The following is an 18,212-nucleotide window of genomic DNA, read 5'->3' as shown; positions in this document are numbered from 1 at the left end:
TCACAACGCGACCGACGCGGGAGCAATGCAGACGACCTGTCGCGAGGAAGGCCACGCACGAACCATGCCTGAGAACACGAATACCGATACAGAGTTGCGGCCGCACTTCGAGGACATCCAGGCCCACTACGACCTGTCCGACGACTTCTTCGGCGTCTTCCAGGACCCCACACGCAAGTACAGCTGCGCGTACTTCACGGGTCCCGAGGTGTCGCTGTCCGAGGCGCAGATCAACAACGTCGACCAGCACCTCGACCGGCTGGACCTCAAGCCGGGAATGACGCTGCTGGAGGTGGGCTGCGGCTGGGGGCTGACGCTGCAGCGGGCGATGGAGAAGTACGACGTCAACGTCATCGGCCTGACCCTGAGCAAGAACCAGCAGGCCTACTGCGACCAGCTGCTGGGCAAGCTCGACACCAACCGGACCTTCGACGTCCGCCTGCAGGGCTGGGAGCAGTTCCACAGCCCGGTCGACCGCATCGTGTCGATCGAGGCGTTCGAGCACTTCGGGTTCGAGCGCTATGACGACTACTTCAAGACGTGCTTCGACATCATGCCCGACGACGGCCGGATGACGATCCAGAGCAGCGTCGGCTACCACCCCGACGACCTGCAGGCCCGTGGGAAGAAACTGACCTTCGAGCTGGCCCGCTACGTGAAGTTCATCCTCACCGAGATCTTCCCGGGCGGCCGGCTTCCGAGCACCCCGATGATGATCGAGCACGGCGAGAAGGCCGGCTTCGTCGTTCCCGAGGCGCTGTCGCTGCGCAACCACTACATCAAGACGCTCGGCATCTGGGCCGCCAAGCTGGAGCAGCACAAGGACGAGGCCATCGCGGCGACCGACGAGGAGAACTACCACCGCTACATGAAGTATCTGCGCGGCGCGCAGTACTACTTCGTCGACGAGAGCATCGACGTCAGCCTGGTGACCTACCTCAAGCCCGGCGCCGTGGCCTGACCCGGCCCGTCACCGCGAAATCCCCCGACCGATGTCGGGGGATTTTTGCGTGATGTGTCGGATCCCGGCGCGGGCGTTCGTCGACACAGTAGAGAGTGGAACCAGAAGGGTTGCACTCGCTACCGGGAAGGTCGTCACCGATGCACTACTTCACCCTGCTGCTGGGACCAGAGGCCACCGAGGAGCCCGACGCCGAGACCCAGGCCGCCATCATGGGCGCCTACACCGATTTCCACGCGAGCGCCGGTGCGGCGATCAAGGCGGGCGACGCGCTCGCCGGATCGGCCGCCACGGTCCACATCACCGGCGGACCCGATCACCCGGTGGTGACCGACGGTCCGTTCGCCGAGGGCGCGGAGGTGGCCGGCGGCTACTACGTGTTCGAAGCCGACAACCTCGACGATGCGCTGGGCATCGCCCGCCGGATCCCGGCCTGCCAGCAGGGCGCCGTGGAGGTGTGGCCGATGGTGGGCTGGGAGGCGCCCACCGAGCGCATCGGCAGCGACTGGTTCGCGCTGCTGCTGGAACCGGCGGACCAGCCGTGCACGCCCGGCACCGAGGAGTGGGAGAGCGGCGAGTGCCGGCACGCGGAATTCGGGCGGAACGCCGGTCAGCACATCCTCGGTGGGGCGCCGCTGCACCCGCCGAGCACGGCGACCACGGTGCGGGTGCGCGACGGCCAGGTGCTGCTGACCGACGGTCCGTACGCCGAGGGCGCCGAGGTGGCCAGCGGGTTCTACCTGCTGCGGGCCACCGACCGCGATGAGGCCGTCAAGATCGCTTCGATGATCCCCGCCACCACCGTCCATCTGCACCGCCTGGTCGGCGTCTCCGACCTCTGACACTGCATGACCGACCTGGACGGCGTCTTCCGGCGGGAATGGGGCCCTGCCGTCGCCGCGCTCGCGCGGTGGTCGGGAGACCTCGGCATCGCCGAGGACGCCGTCCAGGAGGCCTGCGCCGAGGCGCTGCGGAGGTGGCCGGGCGACGGCCTGCCCGACAACGCCGGGGCGTGGCTGACCACCGTGGCCCGCAACCGGGTGCTGGACCGGCTCCGCCGCGAATCGGCCCGTTCGGGGAAGGAGTTCGCCGCGGTGGTCGATGAGATGAACGCCCGGACGGACGCGCCTGCGCACCGGGTGCGCGACGACGAACTGCGGATGATGTTCACCTGTGCGCACCCGGCGCTGGACCGGCTGTCGCAACTGGCGCTGACGCTGCGGCTGATCTCGGGCCTCACGGTCGCCGAGATCGCCCGCGCCCTGTTGCAGTCCGAGGCCGCCGTCGGTCAGCGAATCACGCGTGCCAAGAACAAGATTCGCAGCGCCAACATCCCGCTGCGGGTGCCCCCTGCCGAGCTGCTGGCCGAGCGCACCCCGCACGTACTGAGCTGCATCTACTCGGTGTTCACCGAGGGCTACTGGTCGACGGCGGGGCCGTCGGCGATCCGGGACGAGCTCTGCGGTGAGGGTGTCCGCCTGGCTGCCGAGGTGTGCGACCTGATGCCCGCCGAGCGCGACGCCCAGGCGCTGGCCGCGCTGACGCTGCTGCACGATTCGCGCCGCCGCACCCGGGTGGACGCGGCGGGCGCGCTGGTGCCCCTGGAGGAGCAGGACCGCAGCCGGTGGGACCGCGGCCAGATCGCGGCGGGGTTGGAGCGGCTGCGCCGCGCGGCCGGATCCGGCGGGCAGTATCTGCCGCAGGCGGTGATCGCCGGACTGCACGCGACGGCGCCGACGTGGGAGCAGACCGACTGGGTGACGATCTGCACGGCCTACGACCGGTTGCTCGCCGTCGGTGACTCACCGGTGGTGCGGGCCAACCGCGCGCTGGCCATCGGCTTCCGGGACGGCTTCGCCGCGGGTCTCGCCGAACTGGACGCGGTGGCTGCCGATCCCCGGTGGACCCGGTCGAACACCCACGCCGTGATCCGCGCCGACCTGCTGCGCCGGTGCGGGCGGACCGACGAGGCCCTGCACTGGTACCGCGCCGCGCTCGCCGCGAACGGCTCCGAGCCGGCACGGGCCTTCCTGCGCCGCCGCGTCGCCGAGTGCGGCGGCTGACGTTCTCGGCTTGACCAGCACGCCGGGGTGACAGACGGTATGAAGGCAGCACGCGATCTAGAAGGAGAAACATGGGCAGCACCATCCGCAAGGCGGTGATCCCCGCCGCCGGTCTCGGGTCCCGGCTGCTTCCGCTGACCAAGGCGATCCCCAAGGAGATGTTGCCCGTCGGCGACAAGCCGGTCATCGAGCACACGGTCCGCGAACTCGTCAGTTCCGGTATCACCGACATCACCATCGTGGTGTCGGGCGGGAAGTCGTTGATCCAGGACCATTTCCGGCCCAACCCGGCGCTGGTGGAGCAGTTGCGCAACGACGGCAAGACCGCCTACGCCGACGCCGTCGAGGAGGTCGGGCAGCTGTCGGCCGCCGGCCACATCACCTACCTCGACCAGCACGGGCCCTACGGCAACGGCACCCCCGTGCTCAACGCCGCGCGCGCGTTCGGCGACGAGCCGATTCTGGTGCTGTGGCCCGACGACGTGTTCGTCGCCGAGGTGCCGCGCGCCCAGCAGCTGATGCGGGCCTACGCGCAGACGTCGTGCCCGGTGCTGGCGTTGCTGCCGATGGCCGCCGAGGATTCCCAGCGCTACGGCGTGCCGATCGTCAAAGAGGACCTCGATGACGGCCTGCTGCGGATCACCGGCCTGGTCGAGAAGCCCAAACCCGAGGATGCGCCGTCGGAGTACGCCGCCATCGGCGGGTACGTCGTCACTCCCGGCGTCATCGACGAACTGCGCCAGCAGACCAAGCGCTGGTACGAGCACCGGACCGGCGAGGTCTACCTGACCGACGCGATCAACGCCTACGCCAAGGACCGCGCGGTCTACGGGCAGGTCATCCAGGGCAGCTGGTACGACACCGGCAACCCGGGCGACTACCTGGTGGCGCAATTCGCCTCCGCGCTCGCGCACCCGACCTATGGGCCGCTGCTACGCGGGCTCGCCGAAGACAACTGACGGTTCTCTGCCGAGCAGGCCCCCGCAAGCGGGAGGTACCCCCCGCTTGCGGGGGCCTGCTCGCGAGTGGGCCTACGCCTCCGGGCCGATGGTCGGCTCCGGCTGGCGCCTACGCCTCCGCGAAGTTGCGGGTGACGCCCGGGTCGACCAGGATGCCGGGTCCGGTCGTCGTCGAGACGACGATCTTCCTCAGGTAGCGGCCCTTGGACGCCGACGGCTTGGCGCGCAGGATCTCGTCGAGCGCGGCGCCGTAGTTCTCGGCCAGCGACTTCTCGTCGAAGGACGCCTTGCCGATGACGAAGTGCAGGTTCGCCTGCTTGTCGACGCGGAAGTTGATCTTGCCGCCCTTGATGTCCTGCACGGCCTTGGTGACGTCGGGGGTCACCGTGCCGGTCTTGGGGTTGGGCATCAGACCACGCGGGCCGAGCACGCGGGCGATGCGGCCGACCTTGGCCATCTGGTCGGGCGTGGCGATCGCCGCGTCGAAGTCGAGGAAGCCGCCCTGGATCTTCTCGATCAGGTCGTCGCTGCCCACCACGTCGGCGCCGGCGGCGATGGCCTGCTCGGCCTTCTCGCCGACCGCGAACACCGCGACGCGGGCGGTCTTGCCGGTGCCGTGCGGCAGGTTGACGGTGCCGCGCACCATCTGGTCGGCCTTACGCGGGTCGACGCCCAGCCGGATGGCCACCTCGACGGTGGCGTCCTGCTTCTTCGACGACGTCTCCTTGGCCAGCTTCGCGGCCTCGATCGGCGAATACAGCTTCTCGCGGTCGATCTTCTCCGCGGCTTCGCGGTATGCCTTGCTGTTCTTGCTCATTGATGTCTCCTTGATTCAGAGGTCGTGGTTCACGAGCCGATGCCAGCTCTCCCACGCTTTCCTTGCGTCGAATTATTCGACGGTGATTCCCATCGACCGGGCGGTGCCGGCGATGATCTTGGCGGCCTGGTCGACGTCGTTGGCGTTGAGGTCGGCCTTCTTCGTCTCGGCGATCTCGCGCACCTGATCCCAGGTCACCTTGGCGACCTTGGTCTTGTGCGGCTCGGCCGAGCCCTTCTGCACACCGGCGGCCTTGAGCAGCAGCTTGGCGGCGGGAGGGGTCTTCAGCGCGAACGTGAAGCTGCGGTCCTCGTAGACGGTGATCTCCACGGGGATGACGTTGCCGCGCTGGCTCTCCGTCGCGGCGTTGTACGCCTTGCAGAACTCCATGATGTTGACGCCGTGCTGGCCGAGCGCAGGACCGACGGGCGGGGCGGGGTTGGCCTGCCCGGCCTGGATCTGCAGCTTGATCAGCCCAGTGACCTTCTTCTTCTTGGGCATGACTGTGCTGTCCTTTTCTTCTCTTCTGTGTGGTTCTTAGATCTTGGCGACCTGGGTGAAGGTCAGTTCGACGGGTGTCTCACGGCCGAAGATGGACACCAGCACCTTGAGCTTCTGCTGTTCGGCGTTGACCTCGCTGATCGACGCGGGCAGCGTCGCGAAGGGGCCGTCCATCACGGTGACCGATTCGCCGACCTCGAAGTCGACCAGGATCTCGGGCCGCTCCATCGTTGCCTCCGACGAGGACGCACCCGCACCTGCGGTGGCCTTGCCGGGCTTCTTGGCCGCGGCGGGCGGCAGCAGGAACTTGACCACGTCGTTGAGCGACAGCGGCGAGGGCCGCGAGGTGGCGCCGACGAAGCCGGTGACACCGGGGGTGTTGCGCACCGCGCCCCACGACTCGTCGTTGAGCTCCATGCGCACCAGGATGTAGCCCGGTAGCACCTTGCGGTTGACCTGCTTGCGCTGGCCGTTCTTGATCTCGGTGACCTCTTCGGTGGGCACCTCGACCTGAAAGATGTAATCGCCGACGTCGAGGTTCTGCACGCGCGTCTCGAGGTTGGCCTTCACCTTGTTCTCGTAGCCGGCGTAGGAGTGGATGACGTACCAGTCGCCCGGCTGCAGCCGCAGTTCCTTCTTCAGCGCGACGGCCGGGTCCTCGTCCTCCTCGGGCTCCGCGGGCGCGGCTTCCTCGGCGGCGGGAACCTCTTCGGCGGTCGTGTCCTCTACAGCCTCGGCGGCGGTGGTCTGCTCGAGAGACTCCGCGGCCTCATCTGCGATCACGGTCGCCGGGTCCGCAGCTTCGACGCGCGCCTCGGACACAGCCGAGGGCGTATCGCCTTCGAAGCTCGTCACGGTTGTCTTTCCTCTCTCGTACTTCAGTTCTTCGTGCCGGCGCGCGGCCCGGTCAGTCGGCGCCGAACACCAGTCCGATCAGCCGGCCGAGGCCGTAGTCCGCACCGGAGATCAGCGCGACCATGAACACCAGGAAGACCAGCACCACCGAGGTGTAGCTGACCATCTGCTTGCGATTCGGCCAGATGACCTTGCGCAGCTCGGCGACGACCTGCTTCAGGTAGTTCAGGACGTAGAGGAAGGGGTTGCGTGAGCCACCCGGTTCCTTCTTCTTCCTGACGGTCTTCTTGCCGGGGCCGTTGCCGTCCTTGAGGTCGCCGGCGTCGGTCTCCGGAGCGGTTTCGGCGCCGTCGACGTCGCCGACCGGTCGCCGTGAACGCTTCCCGGTGGGCCGCAGCGGCCTGGTGGCCACCGCAGTCTGGCCGCGGGTGTCTGCGCTCTTCCCGCTGTCGGTGCCGGCGTCCGAGCCGGCGCCTGCGCCGTCGTCAGGGGAGCCGGCACTGTCGCGCTCGTCGCTCACCGCTCGCTCCTCTTGTCCGGGTTGTCATCGGGGTGCACACCTACCAGTGTCCACACTTGTCGAGTATTCAGTTGAGCAGGGGCGACAGGACTTGAACCTGCAACCTGCGGTTTTGGAGACCGCTGCTCTGCCAGTTGAGCTACGCCCCTTCAGGCGACGACAGGGTTGACGTCGTCATCACCGTCCTGACCTGCGGGGCTCACACAATTTGCGCGCTCCCCGTTCGGTCGATCTGATACCGACGGACAGCGCGCTGGACTGGGAAAACCCCGAAGTCCGAGTGTAGCGTGCCGCCCGTCGCACTTACTAATCCGCTGCCGGCTCGGCGTCGGCCGTGCGAACCACCTGCCCGGTCTCCGGATCCCACTTCACCGAGATCGAGTTGTCGCCCTCGTGACCCATCAGGGTGGTGAACGACTCCTGGACCACCGCGCCGGTGGGGTCGGTCAGCACGTTGCGGGTGGTGACGATGTCGGCGCCGAAGCGCTCGTCCACCGATACGACGTACAACTTCCCGCGCAACGCGTCGCCGGCCACGATCGGCCGGTGGAACAGGAACTTCTGGTCCACCTGGACGATCTGCATGGTCTCCATGCCGAGGTCGTTGTTCTGGAAGAAGTGCCGCTGGATCATCACCGCGAAGATCGACATGAAGGTCGGCGGCGCGATCAGCGCGTCGTGGCCGAGCTCGGCGGCCGCGGCCTCATCGAGCGAGGCCGGGTCGTCGGCCTTCACGGCGCTGGCGTACTGCCGGATCTGCTCGCGGCCGACGACGAAGGTGTCCGGGTACTCCCAGATCACTCCGCGGATGTCCTGTTTGAGTGCCATGACCACCTACCGCCTACGCCAGCGTCGCCGTGGCGATGGCGCGGCCGAAGATCTTCTTGCCGCCGGACGTGGCCGAGAGTGCGATGGTCACCGACTTCGACTCGGGCTCAACGGATTTCACCCGCCCACTGAAGGTGATCTCGGCGCCCTTGCCGTCGTTGGGTACCGGCACCACGGCGGTGAACCGCACGTTGTACTCCTTGACGGCCGCGGGGTCGCCGACCCACGAGGTGACGTAGCCGCCGCCAAGGCCCATCGTCAGCATGCCGTGCGCGATCGCGACGTCCAGCCCGACCTGCTTGGCGATCTCGTCGTCCCAGTGGATCGGGTTCAGGTCACCGGACACGCCGGCGTAGTTGACGAGGTCCCCGCGGGTCAGCGGGATCACCTTCTCCGGGAGTTGATCGCCGACGCTGACCGAACTGAACTCACGCAGTGCCATTGCTGAAGCCACTCTCTCCGTCTTCTTCGCTACGCCCCGCCAGGGTGGTGTAGCTCTCCTGAACGATGTCACCGTTGTCGTTGGTGATGATGTTCCTGGTGGTGATGATGTCGGTGCCGTGCGCTTTGCGGATCGAGTCGATGTACACGTCGCAGTAGAGCGTGTCGCCGGCCATGATGGGCCTGACGAACTTGAGCACCTGGTCGACCTGGACGATCTGGGCGTCGGTGATGCCGATTCCCGCGGCGGCGAACATGGCCGACTGCGCCTGGTAGCCGAACACCGAGATGAAGGTCAGCGGCGCAGGCAACGTGTCGTGGCCGAGGTCCGCGGCGGCCTTCTCGTCGAAGAAGGCGGGGTCCTCGTTCTTGACGGCGACGGCGTACTCGCGGATCTTCTCCCGGCCGACCACATAGGAGTCGGGGTACCGGAAATGGGTTCCGACGTAGTCGTCCAAGAAAGACACGAGTATTGAACCTACCTAGTGCGACTCACCGATGACGAATCAGTGAATCGGTCAGCGCGATTCCTTGTGTGCACGGTGGGTGCCACAGTTCGGGCAGAACTTCTTGATCTCCAGCCGATCGGGATCGTTGCGGCGGTTCTTCTTCGTGATGTAGTTGCGGTGCTTGCACACCTCGCAGGCCAAGGTGATCTTGGGCCGTACGTCGGTACTTGAGGCCACGTCAGTTGTCCTTCGTCGAAACGTCTCGTACTTGCTTGTAGCGGTGGGGGGGCTCGATCCCCCGACCTCACGATTATGAGTCGTGCGCTCTAACCAGCTGAGCTACACCGCCATCCGGCGAACCGGTCGACTGTCTGGCTCGCCCGGTGTCCACCGAGCCCCCTAACGGAATCGAACCGTTGACCTTTTCCTTACCATGGAAACGCTCTACCGACTGAGCTAAGGGGGCCTGTCCCCGGCAGTGAACAGCGTCGTGCCGCGGGCCTTAAAGAGAGTACAGTCTGGCCCGCGTCGTCGCCAAACCGCTGGTCACCGCCCGTCGTGAGGTCGGCTTTCCAGCCACCCTAATCTTGGACGATGGGATCCGACCGGCTCTACTTCCGCCAGCTGCTGTCCGGGCGTGACTTCGCCGAGGGCGACATGATCGCGACGCAGATGCGCAACTTCGCCTACCTGATCGGTGACCGTGAGACCGGTGACTGCGTGGTCGTCGACCCCGCGTACGCCGCCGGCGACCTGGTCGACGCGCTCGAGGCCGACGGTATGCACCTGTCCGGGGTGCTGGTCACCCACCACCACCCCGACCATGTCGGCGGCACGATGATGGGCTTCACGCTCAAGGGCCTGGCCGAACTGATGGAACGGGTCAGCGTCCCGGTGCACGTCAACACCCACGAGGCGGACTGGGTCTCGCGCGTCACCGGCATCCCGATGTCGGACCTCACCGCGCACGAGCACGGCGACAGGGTGGGCGTCGGCGCCATCGAGATCGAACTGCTGCACACCCCCGGCCACACACCGGGCAGCCAGTGCTTCCTGCTCGACGGCCGCCTGGTGGCCGGCGACACGTTGTTCCTCGACGGCTGTGGCCGCACCGACTTCCCCGGCGGCAACGCCGACGACATGTTCCGCAGCCTGCAGGCGCTGGCCGGACTGTCCGGTGACCCCGTCGTGTTCCCCGGCCACTGGTACTCGGAGGAGCCCAGCGCGCCACTGTCGGACGTCAAGCGGAGCAACTACGTCTACCGGGCGAGCAACCTCGACCAGTGGCGCATGCTGATGGGCGGCTGACGCCGATCCGGGGTCGCCGGTCGGCGCCCCTACCCGGCATCGCGCATCGATGCCGAACGGATTCGACAGCGAACTCCGCGGGACCGTCGCGGCCGTCCAGTGCCTGCGCTCGCAACGACGCTGAGCGGACCTCGATTTCGCGAGATTTCCCGGAATCCGCCGTGGATACCGTGGTCGAGTGACTTGTCATCGCAAGAATCCGTAGATGAAAGCGAAGAAGTAGTGCAATACACGTGACACGGCGTGCCGGACCGGGGCAAACTATTTGTCTGCAACGAAGACGCTAGGTCCGGGGGATCGACGTGAAGAACATCGTGCTCTGCTTCGACCATGCTCAGGAGCAGCTGCAGCTGCGTGACGCCAGCAACGCCCGGGCGCTGTTCCGGCTGCTCGACGCCACGAGCGGCCAGCTCAACTGGTACCACCCGGGCACCGTCGCCGCGTCGACGCGCATCGGTGAGCGGCTGAGCCCCCGGCAACGGCGCCGGAACGTCGCCGAGCAGGCCCGGGCAACTGTCGTCGAGGCCTACGAGTTCCTGGCAGGCACCCACGAACCCGGCGACGACATCTATCTCTTCGGCGCGGGCCGCGGCGCGTCGTGCGCCCGCGAACTCGTCCGGCTGCTGGACGTGCTCGGCCTGCCCGAGGACCATCACGAGGACCTGCTCGACTACCTGCTGGCCGCCTTCGCGCTGCCGCGCACCCGGCGCACCGGCGAGGAATGGCAGCGGGTGCGCGCGCTGGCCGCCGGGCTCGCCGGCGGTTCGGAGGTCGCGGTCCCGGTGCGCTTCGTCGGGCTCTTCGACATGGTCCGGGTGCCGGGCGTGGCAGCGACGACGGGTCCACTGACCAACGTGGCCGACGGCAGGCACGCCGTCGCGATCGACGGTGGACTGTCGGGCGAGCGCATCGACTCGCCCGGGGTCGACGAGGTGTGGTTCCGCGGCGCGCACTGCGACGTCGCGGGCGTGCAGGGCGCCTGCTGGCCGCTGGCCGACATCGCGCTCGACTGGGTGCTCGACGGCGCTGTGCACGCCGGCCTGGCGGTACGGGACGGCGGACGCCACCGCGTGCCGGCGCCCTGCGTCGCCGATCCTCTGGCGGGCAGCGCACACATGCTCTCGCTGCGGCGGGTGCCGCTGGATGCGGCCGTGCACGCCAGCGTCGAGGTCTACCTGCGATCGCATCCGCAGTACTGGCGCCGCCTGCCCGCACGCCTCGCATGGGCGGATCGCGAGTGGCTGGCGCGCGGTGAACGGCTCGTGCCGATGGCGGCGCCGGCCGCCGCACAGGCGAAGGCCGCGGCATCGGAGCCGGTCGACGCCGAACTCCTGACCGCCTGAGCCGGCCGTGGACCGGCGGTCGCCGGATGGACAAACCGCACATCCGGGTCCCTGCCGGGGTAACGTGATCATGACTCTCGGCCGTCGTTCAGCAACGGTCTGACCGGTTGCTGTGTTGGTGGCAGCGAAGCTGTATCGTCCGGGGCGTCGATGACGAACACCTGGGGGCACGGTGGAATGGATTGAGAACCGTTGGCGGGACCTCACCGGTCTCGGGTCCGCGGGCTGGCTGACCATCGCCGCGTGGGCCGCACTGGTGCTCGGCATCGTCGCTCTCGTCTACCTGCACCGTCAGCTCCGGCAGCACCACCAGCGCAAGGCCGACCAGGTCAGGCCCCATGTCGCGGTGTTCATGGAGCAGCACCCCGCCGACTGGCACATCATCGAACTCGTAGTGCGCAACTTCGGCCAGACCGCCGCCCACGAGGTCCGGTTCGAGTTCACCCACCCGCCCACCGTCGCCAAGTACGAGGAACGCTACGACGAGTCGCTGCCGGAGATCGTCGAACTGCAGCTGCCCAGCGAACTGACGGTGCTCGCCCCCGGTCAGGAATGGCGAACGGTGTGGGACTCCGCGCGAGACCGGGCGGAGTTCGGCGGCTCGATCCGCTCGCGCTTCGACGGTGTGGTGACCTACCACGACCGCGCGCGGCCGGAGGGCGCCGACAAGGGCCGCGCCTGGCGCCGCAGACGCGAATTCCAGAACCGGGTGGTGCTGGACTGGGCGACGCTGCAGCCGGTCCCGCGACTGGAATTGATGACGACGCACGACCTGGCCCGCCAGGAACGGCAGAAGCTCGAACTGCTGCGCAGCGTGCTCAACTATCTGCATCACGCGTCGAAGGAAACCAGGGCCGACGTGCTGCGCGCCGAGATCGAACGCGTCAACCGCGCCGCGGAGGAGAACCAGGACCGGTGGCGCAACAAGCAGCTCGACGAGACCACGGTGCTGGATTTCCCGTGGATCGACCGGGACGGCGCGGCCGTGCACGACAGGGCACGAGCACACAACGGCGCGCATGACGGCGTGATGGTGCCCGCGCGCGATGCGGCCGGTCGCCACCATCGCAACGGCGGGTAGCCGGCTACTTCCAGACGGCGCCGATGCCGACTTCCCAGAGGCTCAGCGGCGGCACTCCTCGCCGGCTACGCGGGTTGCGGCGCTTGGTCATCTCGCGCTCGGCCGCCTCGGCCTGACTGCGTTTCCGGTGTGTTCGCATATTTCGGACGCTATGGACGCGAGCCTCGACCGCCACGCGTAAGGAACTACCTCACCTGAGGTCAGGGCGCCCTGGCCTTTCGTAACATCGTTACGTAACATGCGTCCGATGACTACCGTGAACTACGACCTCAGCGATTCGGTGTCGACGATCGTCATGGACGACGGCAAGGCGAACGTGCTGTCTCCGGCGATGCAGCAGAACCTGAACGAGGCGTTCGACCGCGCCGAGCAGGACGACTCGAAGGCGGTCGTGCTCGCGGGCAACCACAAGCTGTTCAGCGGCGGCTTCGACCTCGCCGTGTTCGCATCCGGCGACGCGCAGGCCGCGCTCGACATGCTGGCGGGCGGCTTCGAGCTGGCGGTGCGCTGCCTCACGTTCCCCAAGCCGGTGATCATGGCCGCGACCGGGCCGGCCATCGCGATGGGCTCGTTCCTGCTGCTGTCCGGCGACCACCGGATCGGATCACCGCGCACGCGATGCCAGGCCAACGAGGTGGCGATCGGCATGGTGCTGCCGATCGCGGCGATCGAACTGATGCGGCTGCGGTTGACCCGCGCGGCCTTCCAGCGTGGCATCTCGATGGCCGCGACCTTCACCGGCGACGCCGCGATCGCCGGCGGCTGGCTCGACGAGATCGTCGAGCAGGACCAGGTACTGCCCCGCGCCAACGAGGTCGCGACCGAGGCGGCCGCGACGCTGCACCTGAAGGCCCACCTGGCCAGCAAGCTCAAGGCCCGCGAGGACGCGCTCGCCGCGGTCCGGGCCGGTATCGACGGGTTGGCCGCCGAGTTCGGCGGGTGAGCAATGCCGAGGGCGAAGCAGCGCACGCCCGAACTGCGTGACCACCTGCTCGCGGTCGCCGTCGCGACGCTGAACGAGGAGGGCTTCACGCGGTTCACCACCCGCCGCGTCGCCGAACGCGCAGGCACGTCGGTGCCCGCGGTGTACGAACTCTTCACGGACAAGGCGGGACTCGTCCGGGCGATGTTCTTCGAAGGCTTCCGCGTGCTGGGCGCCGAACTGGCGAAGGTACCGCCGAGCGTCGAACCGCTGGCCGACATCGAGCGGCTGGTGCCGGTGTTCCGGCTGTTCTGCCGGGCCTATCCGCGGCTGGCGCAGGTGATGTTCTCCCGGCCGTTCGCCGACTTCGAGCCAGGGCCCGACGAACTCGCCGCGGGCGCGTCGGTGCGCCACGAGTTCGTCGGCCGGATCCAGCGCGCAGTCGACGCCGGATTGCTCGCCGGCGACCCGACCGACATCGCGCACGTGCTGCTCGCCCTCGCGCAGGGCCTCGCCGTCCAGGAGGCCGGCCGCTGGCTCGGTCCGGCGCCGTCGATCGAACGGCGGTGGCGGCTGGGGGTGCGCTCGCTGCTGGCCGGCTTCGCGGTCTAGCTCATTTCCGTCGCGCACGCTCGCGCTGACGCGTCAGCCGTCGGCGGTCACCCGGATCAGCGCCCGCCGGGTGTGACCACGCCGGACCAGCCGCTCGATCCCCGTCACCACGCGGTACCCGAGCCCGTACTTGCGCCGGAACAGGCCTTCGACGCGCCGGACCTCGGCGGCGTCCTCGACCACCTCGCCGCGTCCGGCGACGGTCTGTTCGCCCGGGCTGACCTTGCCGCTCCGGCTGCAGGCCGCCATGGTGACGCGGGCGTCGCGCCGCAGCCGCTTGATCTTCCACGAGTCGGCAGGGGTCCAGAACACCAGCTGTCCGCCGTCGGTGACGAGCCACAGCGCTGTCGCCACCGCGTCCCCGTTGCGCTTGAACGTCGTCAGCGAGACGAACTTCTCCGCGCCGAGGCGGTCGAGGTGCTGAGCGGCCATGGCGGCCATCGTAGGTGCGCAGGATGAGAGGCCCTCGCCGTCGCGACTGCGCGCACGGTGGTCAAGCGCGCGGCTCGCAGCCCTGCGCGCAGGTTCGGCGCTCGGTCAGGCGGGCTTCCGGTGGTCGGCGTCGGCCTGCTTCGACAGCCAGAGGCGCTCGACGCGCAGCACCCGCCGGTGCTCCAGCGCGATGAGGCCGCCCCCGGCCGTCACCGCGGCGCCGGTGACCAATGCGAGCGGCAGCACCCACTGGGTGTTGCCGTAGGCGGCCGACGCCACGATCGCGGCCAGACCGACGACGCCGATGGCGATCAACACCAGTCCGGGGAACCAGAGGGTGTCGATCATGGATTCGCCGGCATGGGGCTGACAGGTACGGGAATGATCCGCAGGATCCTGATGCGCATTTTTCATCGCATCTCCTATCGACTAGGTACGTCCACCCTACGCGCCGATTGTGGCCTGGGTCACACTTCAGTCGGAGAGCGGTGCATGCGCCCGGACCAGGCCGGAAGCGAGCTGATAGTCCTCGTCGGCGTTGAGGCTGAGCACGCCGACCGCTTCGCCGTCCGACTCGTACCAGACAGTGAACCCATCGCGGTGGTCGACCAGCCGGCTGTGCTGGTAGCTGGTCCCCCAGCCACGGTACTTCAACGTGGAAGTGCCTATGGTGCATGAGAATTCGGGCACGTCATCCCATGAGCGGGGGTACCCGGCTGCGGTCTCGCCGGCGATCATGCCCTGCCGGGCGGCGTCGCGCCAGTGCTCGGCGGCGACGTGCCTGCGGGCGTCGACGTTGTAGGCCAGCGCGACGTCGCCCGCGGCGTACACATCCGAGGCCGAGGTGTGCATGTGCTCGTCGGTGACGATGCGGCCGCGGTCGGTGCGTAGGCCCGCCTCGACTGCCAGGCTGATGTCGGGCCGCACGCCGGTGGCCGCGACGACGACGTCGCCGTCGACGGCCTCACCGGTCGCCAATGTGACGCCGCGGTCGTCGATCTCGGCCACCTCGGCGGAGCCGATGAACCGGACACCGTTGTCGGACAGGATCTTCGCGACACGTTCCCCGGCGTCCACGCCGAAGCGCCGCAGCAGCGGCACGGGTTCGCCGGCGACGAGTGTGGTGGCGATGCCGTCGCTGGCCAGGCAGGCCGCCGCCTCACAACCGATCAGCCCGCCGCCGATCACCACGGCCGACCGGGCGCTCAGTGCCGCCATCCGCAGCGCCACGGCGTCGGCGAACGATCGCAGGTGCAGGGCGTTCCCGGCGCCGGGCACGTCGAGCGGCACCGGGCTCGACCCGCAGGCCAGGACGCAGTGCCAGTACGGATAGCGCCTGCCGCCACGGGTGACCACTTCGCGGTTGTCGACGTCGAGGCACTCGACGGTGATGCCCAAGACGAGGTCGAGGTCATGGCGGGCGAACCAGTCGGCCGGCCGCAGGTCGACGTCCGAGCGGCGGCCGCAGAGGAATTCCTTGCTCAGCGGCGGCTTCTCGTAGGGCATCGCCGGGTCGGAGGCGAGGATCGTGACGGGCACGCGGGGATGGCGGGCGCGGAAGGCCGAGGCGGCATTCAGTCCCGCCGGTCCACTTCCGACGGCGATCAACCCTGATGCCCGCACCTCGTCGGGGTACCACGCGGTGGGCTTTGCTACGCATCGAGTTCCGCGATCGTCATTTTTGCGGCGGCGGCCGCGCCGGTGATTGAGGCGTCGTGTCAGCCTTCCTGCGGCGCGGGCCCCGGCTTCTCTCGATAAATATGTATGTGCTATGCATATTAAATGGCTCAGTCGCGCTACGACCACCTCGACGAGCTGCTGACGCGCATCCACGTGGTTCGCCAGCGGCCGGAATGGCGCCGCCTGCTGCTCAGCGACGCCGACCCGGTGTCGGTGTCGAGCCTGCGGGTGCTGCGCGCCGTCGAACAACGCGACCTCGCGGGTCAGCCCGCATCGATCGGCGACATCGCCGACTACCTGGCCGTCGAGCACTCCACCGCGAGCCGCACCGTCGCATCCGTCGTCGCCGCCGGCCTGTTGACGAAAACCGTTGCCGCCGAAGATCAACGGCGCTCCTCGCTGGCACTGACCGACGTCGGCCGCAAAGCCCTCGCGCAGGTCACCGACCGTCGGCGCGAACTGGTCACCGACGTCATCGCGCACTGGCCCGACGACGACGTCGACGCGCTGGTGGGGCTGCTCGACCGGCTCGCGGTCGACTTCGAGGGCCGGGTGCGCCGATGACGACCGAAGCCACCGCCGCCGCTCCCCCGCAACCACGCCGCGCGCTGCGGCTGATGTTCGACCCGACGTTCGGGACGCTGTTCTGGGGCAAGATGTTCGCCGTCGTCGCCGTGTACATCCACGGGATGGTGTCGGCCATCGTCATCTACCAGGCGACCGGATCGGCACTGATGGTCGGACTGGTCGGCGTGGTGCAGTTCGGCCCCCAGCTCATCCTGAGCCCGACCAGCGGCAAGTGGGCCGACCTCGGCGATCCGGCCAAGCAGATCCTGTGGGGGCGGGTGATGTGTGTGCTCGGCTCCGGGTCGACCGCACTCTGGTACGCGCTGGACCCCGGGCTGACGGGCAACGCGGCGGCGGTGCCGATCCTGGCGGGCACCCTGCTGGTGGGCATCGGATTCGTGATCGGCGGGCCCGCCATGCAGTCGATCGTGCCGAGGCTCATCCGCGACGGCGAACTGTCCACCGCGATGGCGCTGAACAGCTTCCCGATGACGGTGGGACGGGTCTTCGGGCCGGTCATCGGCGCGTACCTGGCGGCGCACCTCGGCGCGGCGACAGGCTTCGCGGTCAGCGCCGGACTGCACTTCGTCTTCGCCCTGTCCCTGCTCTTGGTGCACTTCCCCAAACCCCCGAAGCGGCTGGCGGGCACCGATTACCGGGTCCGCGCGGCGGTGAAGTACGTGTGGCGGGACCGCCCGCTGTTCCTCGCACTGGTGGCCGTGTCGGCGGTCGGGTTCGCGGCCGATCCGTCGATCACCCTCACCCCGTCGCTGGCCGCCGAACTCGGAGGCGGCACCCAACTCGTCGGACTGCTCTCGGCGGCCTTCGGGGTTGGCGCCGCGGTCGGGATGGCCGCGCTGGCGATCCTGCAGAACCGTGTCGCGTCGGCACCGGTGTCCTCGCTCGGCCTGTGGCTGATGGCGGCAGGCACCGCGATGCTCGCGGTCGAGGTGAACACGGCCGTCGCCCTGGCCGGGTTCACCATCGCAGGTGTCGGGTTCGGCTGCGCGATGACGGGTCTGAGCACGGTGGTGCAGGAGCGCGCGCCCGAGGAGTTGCGCGGCCGGATCATGGCGCTCTGGCTCGTCGGATTCATCGGCTCGCGCCCGCTGGCCGCGGCACTGCTCGGCGGTACCGCCGACGCCGCGAACGTCTTCGTCGCGTTCATCGTCACCGCCGTGGTGACCGTGGTCGTCGCGCTCCTGTGCCGGACTAAGGCGTTGAGCGGCCCGCTGCCCGGGCTCTGATCAGACCGTCGCCGCGACGGGCGGGCCGATCTCCTCGCCGAGGTCGTGCACGACTCGGGCGAGTTCGTCGACCAGCCAGCTGTCGCTGCGCTTGCGGTACACCTCGAGCAGCGAGCGGTAGTACCAGAGGTGGTCCTGCGGGTCGGCGGTGCTGAACCGGTTCCACAGCGCCGGGCCGTGCCTGCGCAGGTCGCGCAGCATGGCCCGGGCGTTCTCCAGCTTGTCGGCGACGGACACCAGGACGGTGGCGTCCTTCCCCGCGCCGAGGTGGGCGATGTAGTCCTCTTTACGCTGGCGCCACGGCGGCTTCGGCTCGACCATGGTGTCGCTGCACTCCTCGACGATGTCGGCCACCTCGTCGCCGAACCGGTCGCGGATCTCGGCCAGGGTCGCCTCGCCGCCCTGATCCTCGGCGGCGTCGTGCAGCAGCGCGGCGATGGCCTCCGTCTCGCTGCCACCGGCCTCGATCACCAGCCCCGCGGCCGACAACAGATGGCCGACGTACGGCACGTCACCGCCCTTTCGGACCTGTCTGCGGTGCAGGTTGCTTGCGTAGCCGAGCGCCTCGTCGAACTTCGTCGTCAGCTTCGGTCTCGTCGTCTCTTCCGGCATCACGTCCTCTTTTC

Annotated in this window: 24 protein-coding genes and 3 tRNA genes; 11 read left to right on the top strand and 16 right to left on the bottom strand. The window is 68.6% G+C overall.

Annotation, left to right across the window (positions count from 1 at the left end; genetic code table 11):
• Positions 1-64 precede the first annotated feature (64 nt).
• The 4 genes from O6P37_RS26050 to O6P37_RS26035 all read left to right on the top strand — a co-directional run bounded on the left by O6P37_RS26050 (position 65) and on the right by O6P37_RS26035 (position 3,983).
• On the top strand, positions 65-961 hold the full coding sequence (locus tag O6P37_RS26050; protein ID WP_269896801.1) for a cyclopropane mycolic acid synthase family methyltransferase: 897 nt from the start codon (positions 65-67) through the stop codon (positions 959-961).
• Between the two features lie 140 nt (positions 962-1,101).
• Complete coding sequence (locus O6P37_RS26045) at positions 1,102-1,803, top strand: YciI family protein (protein ID WP_269896800.1); 702 nt, start codon at positions 1,102-1,104, stop codon at positions 1,801-1,803.
• A 6-nt stretch (positions 1,804-1,809) separates the two neighbouring features.
• A complete protein-coding gene (locus O6P37_RS26040) occupies positions 1,810-3,024 on the top strand; it encodes an RNA polymerase sigma factor (protein WP_269896799.1) in 1,215 nt (404 codons plus the stop codon).
• A 71-nt stretch (positions 3,025-3,095) separates the two neighbouring features.
• Positions 3,096-3,983, top strand: a complete 888-nt coding sequence (locus O6P37_RS26035) for a UTP--glucose-1-phosphate uridylyltransferase (protein ID WP_269896798.1) — start codon at positions 3,096-3,098, stop codon at positions 3,981-3,983.
• A 109-nt stretch (positions 3,984-4,092) separates the two neighbouring features.
• Here the strand turns inward: O6P37_RS26035 and rplA are convergent, their stop codons facing one another.
• The 11 genes from rplA to O6P37_RS25980 form a co-directional block, all read right to left on the bottom strand.
• A complete protein-coding gene (gene rplA, locus O6P37_RS26030) occupies positions 4,093-4,800 on the bottom strand; it encodes a 50S ribosomal protein L1 (RefSeq protein ID WP_269896797.1) in 708 nt (235 codons plus the stop codon).
• 72 nt (positions 4,801-4,872) lie between these two features.
• Positions 4,873-5,301, bottom strand: a complete 429-nt coding sequence (gene rplK, locus O6P37_RS26025; protein ID WP_269896796.1) for a 50S ribosomal protein L11 — start codon at positions 5,299-5,301, stop codon at positions 4,873-4,875.
• A gap of 36 nt (positions 5,302-5,337) precedes the next feature.
• Positions 5,338-6,081 carry a transcription termination/antitermination protein NusG gene (gene nusG, locus O6P37_RS26020; RefSeq protein ID WP_264011725.1) on the bottom strand — a complete coding sequence of 248 codons (744 nt, stop codon included), beginning with the start codon at positions 6,079-6,081 and terminating at the stop codon, positions 5,338-5,340.
• Between the two features lie 127 nt (positions 6,082-6,208).
• A complete protein-coding gene (gene secE / locus O6P37_RS26015) occupies positions 6,209-6,676 on the bottom strand; it encodes a preprotein translocase subunit SecE (protein WP_269896795.1) in 468 nt (155 codons plus the stop codon).
• 76 nt (positions 6,677-6,752) lie between these two features.
• Positions 6,753-6,825, bottom strand: a tRNA-Trp gene (locus O6P37_RS26010).
• Positions 6,826-6,982: 157 nt separating this feature from the next.
• Positions 6,983-7,504: a (3R)-hydroxyacyl-ACP dehydratase subunit HadC gene (hadC, locus tag O6P37_RS26005; RefSeq protein WP_269896794.1), complete on the bottom strand. Its 522-nt coding sequence runs from the start codon at positions 7,502-7,504 to the stop codon at positions 6,983-6,985.
• A gap of 13 nt (positions 7,505-7,517) precedes the next feature.
• Entirely contained in the window at positions 7,518-7,946 is a 429-nt protein-coding gene (gene hadB, locus O6P37_RS26000) for a (3R)-hydroxyacyl-ACP dehydratase subunit HadB (protein WP_264011691.1), read from the bottom strand.
• On the bottom strand, positions 7,933-8,412 hold the full coding sequence (gene hadA, locus O6P37_RS25995) for a (3R)-hydroxyacyl-ACP dehydratase subunit HadA (protein ID WP_264011692.1): 480 nt from the start codon (positions 8,410-8,412) through the stop codon (positions 7,933-7,935). The genes hadB and hadA overlap by 14 nt, the downstream gene beginning before the upstream one ends.
• Before the next feature lie 51 nt (positions 8,413-8,463).
• Positions 8,464-8,631 carry a 50S ribosomal protein L33 gene (gene rpmG / locus O6P37_RS25990; RefSeq protein WP_163733413.1) on the bottom strand — a complete coding sequence of 56 codons (168 nt, stop codon included), beginning with the start codon at positions 8,629-8,631 and terminating at the stop codon, positions 8,464-8,466.
• A 38-nt stretch (positions 8,632-8,669) separates the two neighbouring features.
• Positions 8,670-8,743, bottom strand: a tRNA-Met gene (locus tag O6P37_RS25985).
• A gap of 44 nt (positions 8,744-8,787) precedes the next feature.
• A tRNA-Thr gene (locus tag O6P37_RS25980) sits at positions 8,788-8,860 on the bottom strand.
• A 128-nt stretch (positions 8,861-8,988) separates the two neighbouring features.
• Between O6P37_RS25980 and O6P37_RS25975 the strand changes: the two genes are divergently transcribed.
• From O6P37_RS25975 to O6P37_RS25965, 3 genes are all read left to right on the top strand, one after another.
• A complete protein-coding gene (locus tag O6P37_RS25975) occupies positions 8,989-9,702 on the top strand; it encodes an MBL fold metallo-hydrolase (RefSeq protein WP_269896793.1) in 714 nt (237 codons plus the stop codon).
• Positions 9,703-10,004: 302 nt separating this feature from the next.
• Complete coding sequence (locus O6P37_RS25970) at positions 10,005-11,045, top strand: DUF2235 domain-containing protein (protein WP_269896792.1); 1,041 nt, start codon at positions 10,005-10,007, stop codon at positions 11,043-11,045.
• A gap of 172 nt (positions 11,046-11,217) precedes the next feature.
• On the top strand, positions 11,218-12,126 hold the full coding sequence (locus tag O6P37_RS25965; RefSeq protein WP_269896791.1) for a hypothetical protein: 909 nt from the start codon (positions 11,218-11,220) through the stop codon (positions 12,124-12,126).
• Positions 12,127-12,130: 4 nt separating this feature from the next.
• Here the strand turns inward: O6P37_RS25965 and O6P37_RS25960 are convergent, their stop codons facing one another.
• A complete protein-coding gene (locus O6P37_RS25960) occupies positions 12,131-12,265 on the bottom strand; it encodes a hypothetical protein (protein WP_269896790.1) in 135 nt (44 codons plus the stop codon).
• 108 nt (positions 12,266-12,373) lie between these two features.
• On the opposite strand from O6P37_RS25960, the gene O6P37_RS25955 reads away from it, so the two are divergent.
• Together O6P37_RS25955 and O6P37_RS25950 are read left to right on the top strand one after the other, a co-directional pair.
• Positions 12,374-13,069 (top strand): crotonase/enoyl-CoA hydratase family protein, encoded by a 696-nt coding sequence (locus tag O6P37_RS25955; protein ID WP_269896789.1) that lies wholly within the window; start codon positions 12,374-12,376, stop codon positions 13,067-13,069.
• Between the two features lie 3 nt (positions 13,070-13,072).
• Positions 13,073-13,660 (top strand): TetR/AcrR family transcriptional regulator, encoded by a 588-nt coding sequence (locus O6P37_RS25950; protein WP_269896788.1) that lies wholly within the window; start codon positions 13,073-13,075, stop codon positions 13,658-13,660.
• A 33-nt stretch (positions 13,661-13,693) separates the two neighbouring features.
• Here the strand turns inward: O6P37_RS25950 and O6P37_RS25945 are convergent, their stop codons facing one another.
• From O6P37_RS25945 to O6P37_RS25935, 3 genes are all read right to left on the bottom strand, one after another.
• On the bottom strand, positions 13,694-14,092 hold the full coding sequence (locus O6P37_RS25945; RefSeq protein WP_269896787.1) for a PPOX class F420-dependent oxidoreductase: 399 nt from the start codon (positions 14,090-14,092) through the stop codon (positions 13,694-13,696).
• Positions 14,093-14,197: 105 nt separating this feature from the next.
• Positions 14,198-14,506: a protein UsfY gene (usfY, locus tag O6P37_RS25940; protein ID WP_269896786.1), complete on the bottom strand. Its 309-nt coding sequence runs from the start codon at positions 14,504-14,506 to the stop codon at positions 14,198-14,200.
• Between the two features lie 60 nt (positions 14,507-14,566).
• On the bottom strand, positions 14,567-15,715 hold the full coding sequence (locus O6P37_RS25935; RefSeq protein WP_269896785.1) for an NAD(P)/FAD-dependent oxidoreductase: 1,149 nt from the start codon (positions 15,713-15,715) through the stop codon (positions 14,567-14,569).
• A 159-nt stretch (positions 15,716-15,874) separates the two neighbouring features.
• Between O6P37_RS25935 and O6P37_RS25930 the strand changes: the two genes are divergently transcribed.
• Together O6P37_RS25930 and O6P37_RS25925 are read left to right on the top strand one after the other, a co-directional pair.
• The gene (locus O6P37_RS25930) at positions 15,875-16,336 is read left to right on the top strand and encodes a MarR family winged helix-turn-helix transcriptional regulator (RefSeq protein ID WP_264011703.1); all 462 of its coding nucleotides are present in this window, start codon (positions 15,875-15,877) and stop codon (positions 16,334-16,336) included.
• Entirely contained in the window at positions 16,333-17,586 is a 1,254-nt protein-coding gene (locus tag O6P37_RS25925; protein ID WP_269896784.1) for an MFS transporter, read from the top strand. Before O6P37_RS25930 ends, O6P37_RS25925 begins: the two co-directional genes overlap by 4 nt.
• Here the strand turns inward: O6P37_RS25925 and O6P37_RS25920 are convergent, their stop codons facing one another.
• On the bottom strand, positions 17,587-18,198 hold the full coding sequence (locus O6P37_RS25920) for an HD domain-containing protein (RefSeq protein ID WP_269896783.1): 612 nt from the start codon (positions 18,196-18,198) through the stop codon (positions 17,587-17,589).
• Positions 18,199-18,212: the final 14 nt, after the last annotated feature.

Origin of the sequence: Mycobacterium hippophais, assembly GCF_027529605.1 — a bacterium.
In the GTDB taxonomy this organism is placed as follows: Bacteria; Actinomycetota; Actinomycetes; order Mycobacteriales; family Mycobacteriaceae; genus Mycobacterium; species Mycobacterium arseniciresistens.
This window is presented reverse-complemented; position numbering and strand designations above follow the sequence as displayed.

What these genes read in the sequence shown, in the direction of transcription:
- O6P37_RS26050 (WP_269896801.1), top strand. Translation starts at nt 65, where the DNA reads ATGCCTGAGAACACGAATACCGATACAGAGTTGCGGCCGCACTTCGAG.
- O6P37_RS26045 (WP_269896800.1), top strand. Translation starts at nt 1,102, where the DNA reads ATGCACTACTTCACCCTGCTGCTGGGACCAGAGGCCACCGAGGAGCCC.
- O6P37_RS26040 (WP_269896799.1), top strand. Translation starts at nt 1,810, where the DNA reads ATGACCGACCTGGACGGCGTCTTCCGGCGGGAATGGGGCCCTGCCGTC.
- O6P37_RS26035 (WP_269896798.1), top strand. Translation starts at nt 3,096, where the DNA reads ATGGGCAGCACCATCCGCAAGGCGGTGATCCCCGCCGCCGGTCTCGGG.
- rplA (WP_269896797.1), bottom strand. Translation starts at nt 4,800, where the DNA reads ATGAGCAAGAACAGCAAGGCATACCGCGAAGCCGCGGAGAAGATCGAC.
- rplK (WP_269896796.1), bottom strand. Translation starts at nt 5,301, where the DNA reads ATGCCCAAGAAGAAGAAGGTCACTGGGCTGATCAAGCTGCAGATCCAG.
- hadC (WP_269896794.1), bottom strand. Translation starts at nt 7,504, where the DNA reads ATGGCACTCAAACAGGACATCCGCGGAGTGATCTGGGAGTACCCGGAC.
- hadB (WP_264011691.1), bottom strand. Translation starts at nt 7,946, where the DNA reads ATGGCACTGCGTGAGTTCAGTTCGGTCAGCGTCGGCGATCAACTCCCG.
- O6P37_RS25975 (WP_269896793.1), top strand. Translation starts at nt 8,989, where the DNA reads ATGGGATCCGACCGGCTCTACTTCCGCCAGCTGCTGTCCGGGCGTGAC.
- O6P37_RS25960 (WP_269896790.1), bottom strand. Translation starts at nt 12,265, where the DNA reads ATGCGAACACACCGGAAACGCAGTCAGGCCGAGGCGGCCGAGCGCGAG.
- O6P37_RS25955 (WP_269896789.1), top strand. Translation starts at nt 12,374, where the DNA reads ATGACTACCGTGAACTACGACCTCAGCGATTCGGTGTCGACGATCGTC.
- O6P37_RS25950 (WP_269896788.1), top strand. Translation starts at nt 13,073, where the DNA reads ATGCCGAGGGCGAAGCAGCGCACGCCCGAACTGCGTGACCACCTGCTC.
- O6P37_RS25945 (WP_269896787.1), bottom strand. Translation starts at nt 14,092, where the DNA reads ATGGCCGCTCAGCACCTCGACCGCCTCGGCGCGGAGAAGTTCGTCTCG.
- usfY (WP_269896786.1), bottom strand. Translation starts at nt 14,506, where the DNA reads ATGAAAAATGCGCATCAGGATCCTGCGGATCATTCCCGTACCTGTCAG.
- O6P37_RS25930 (WP_264011703.1), top strand. Translation starts at nt 15,875, where the DNA reads ATGGCTCAGTCGCGCTACGACCACCTCGACGAGCTGCTGACGCGCATC.
- O6P37_RS25925 (WP_269896784.1), top strand. Translation starts at nt 16,333, where the DNA reads ATGACGACCGAAGCCACCGCCGCCGCTCCCCCGCAACCACGCCGCGCG.
- O6P37_RS25920 (WP_269896783.1), bottom strand. Translation starts at nt 18,198, where the DNA reads ATGCCGGAAGAGACGACGAGACCGAAGCTGACGACGAAGTTCGACGAG.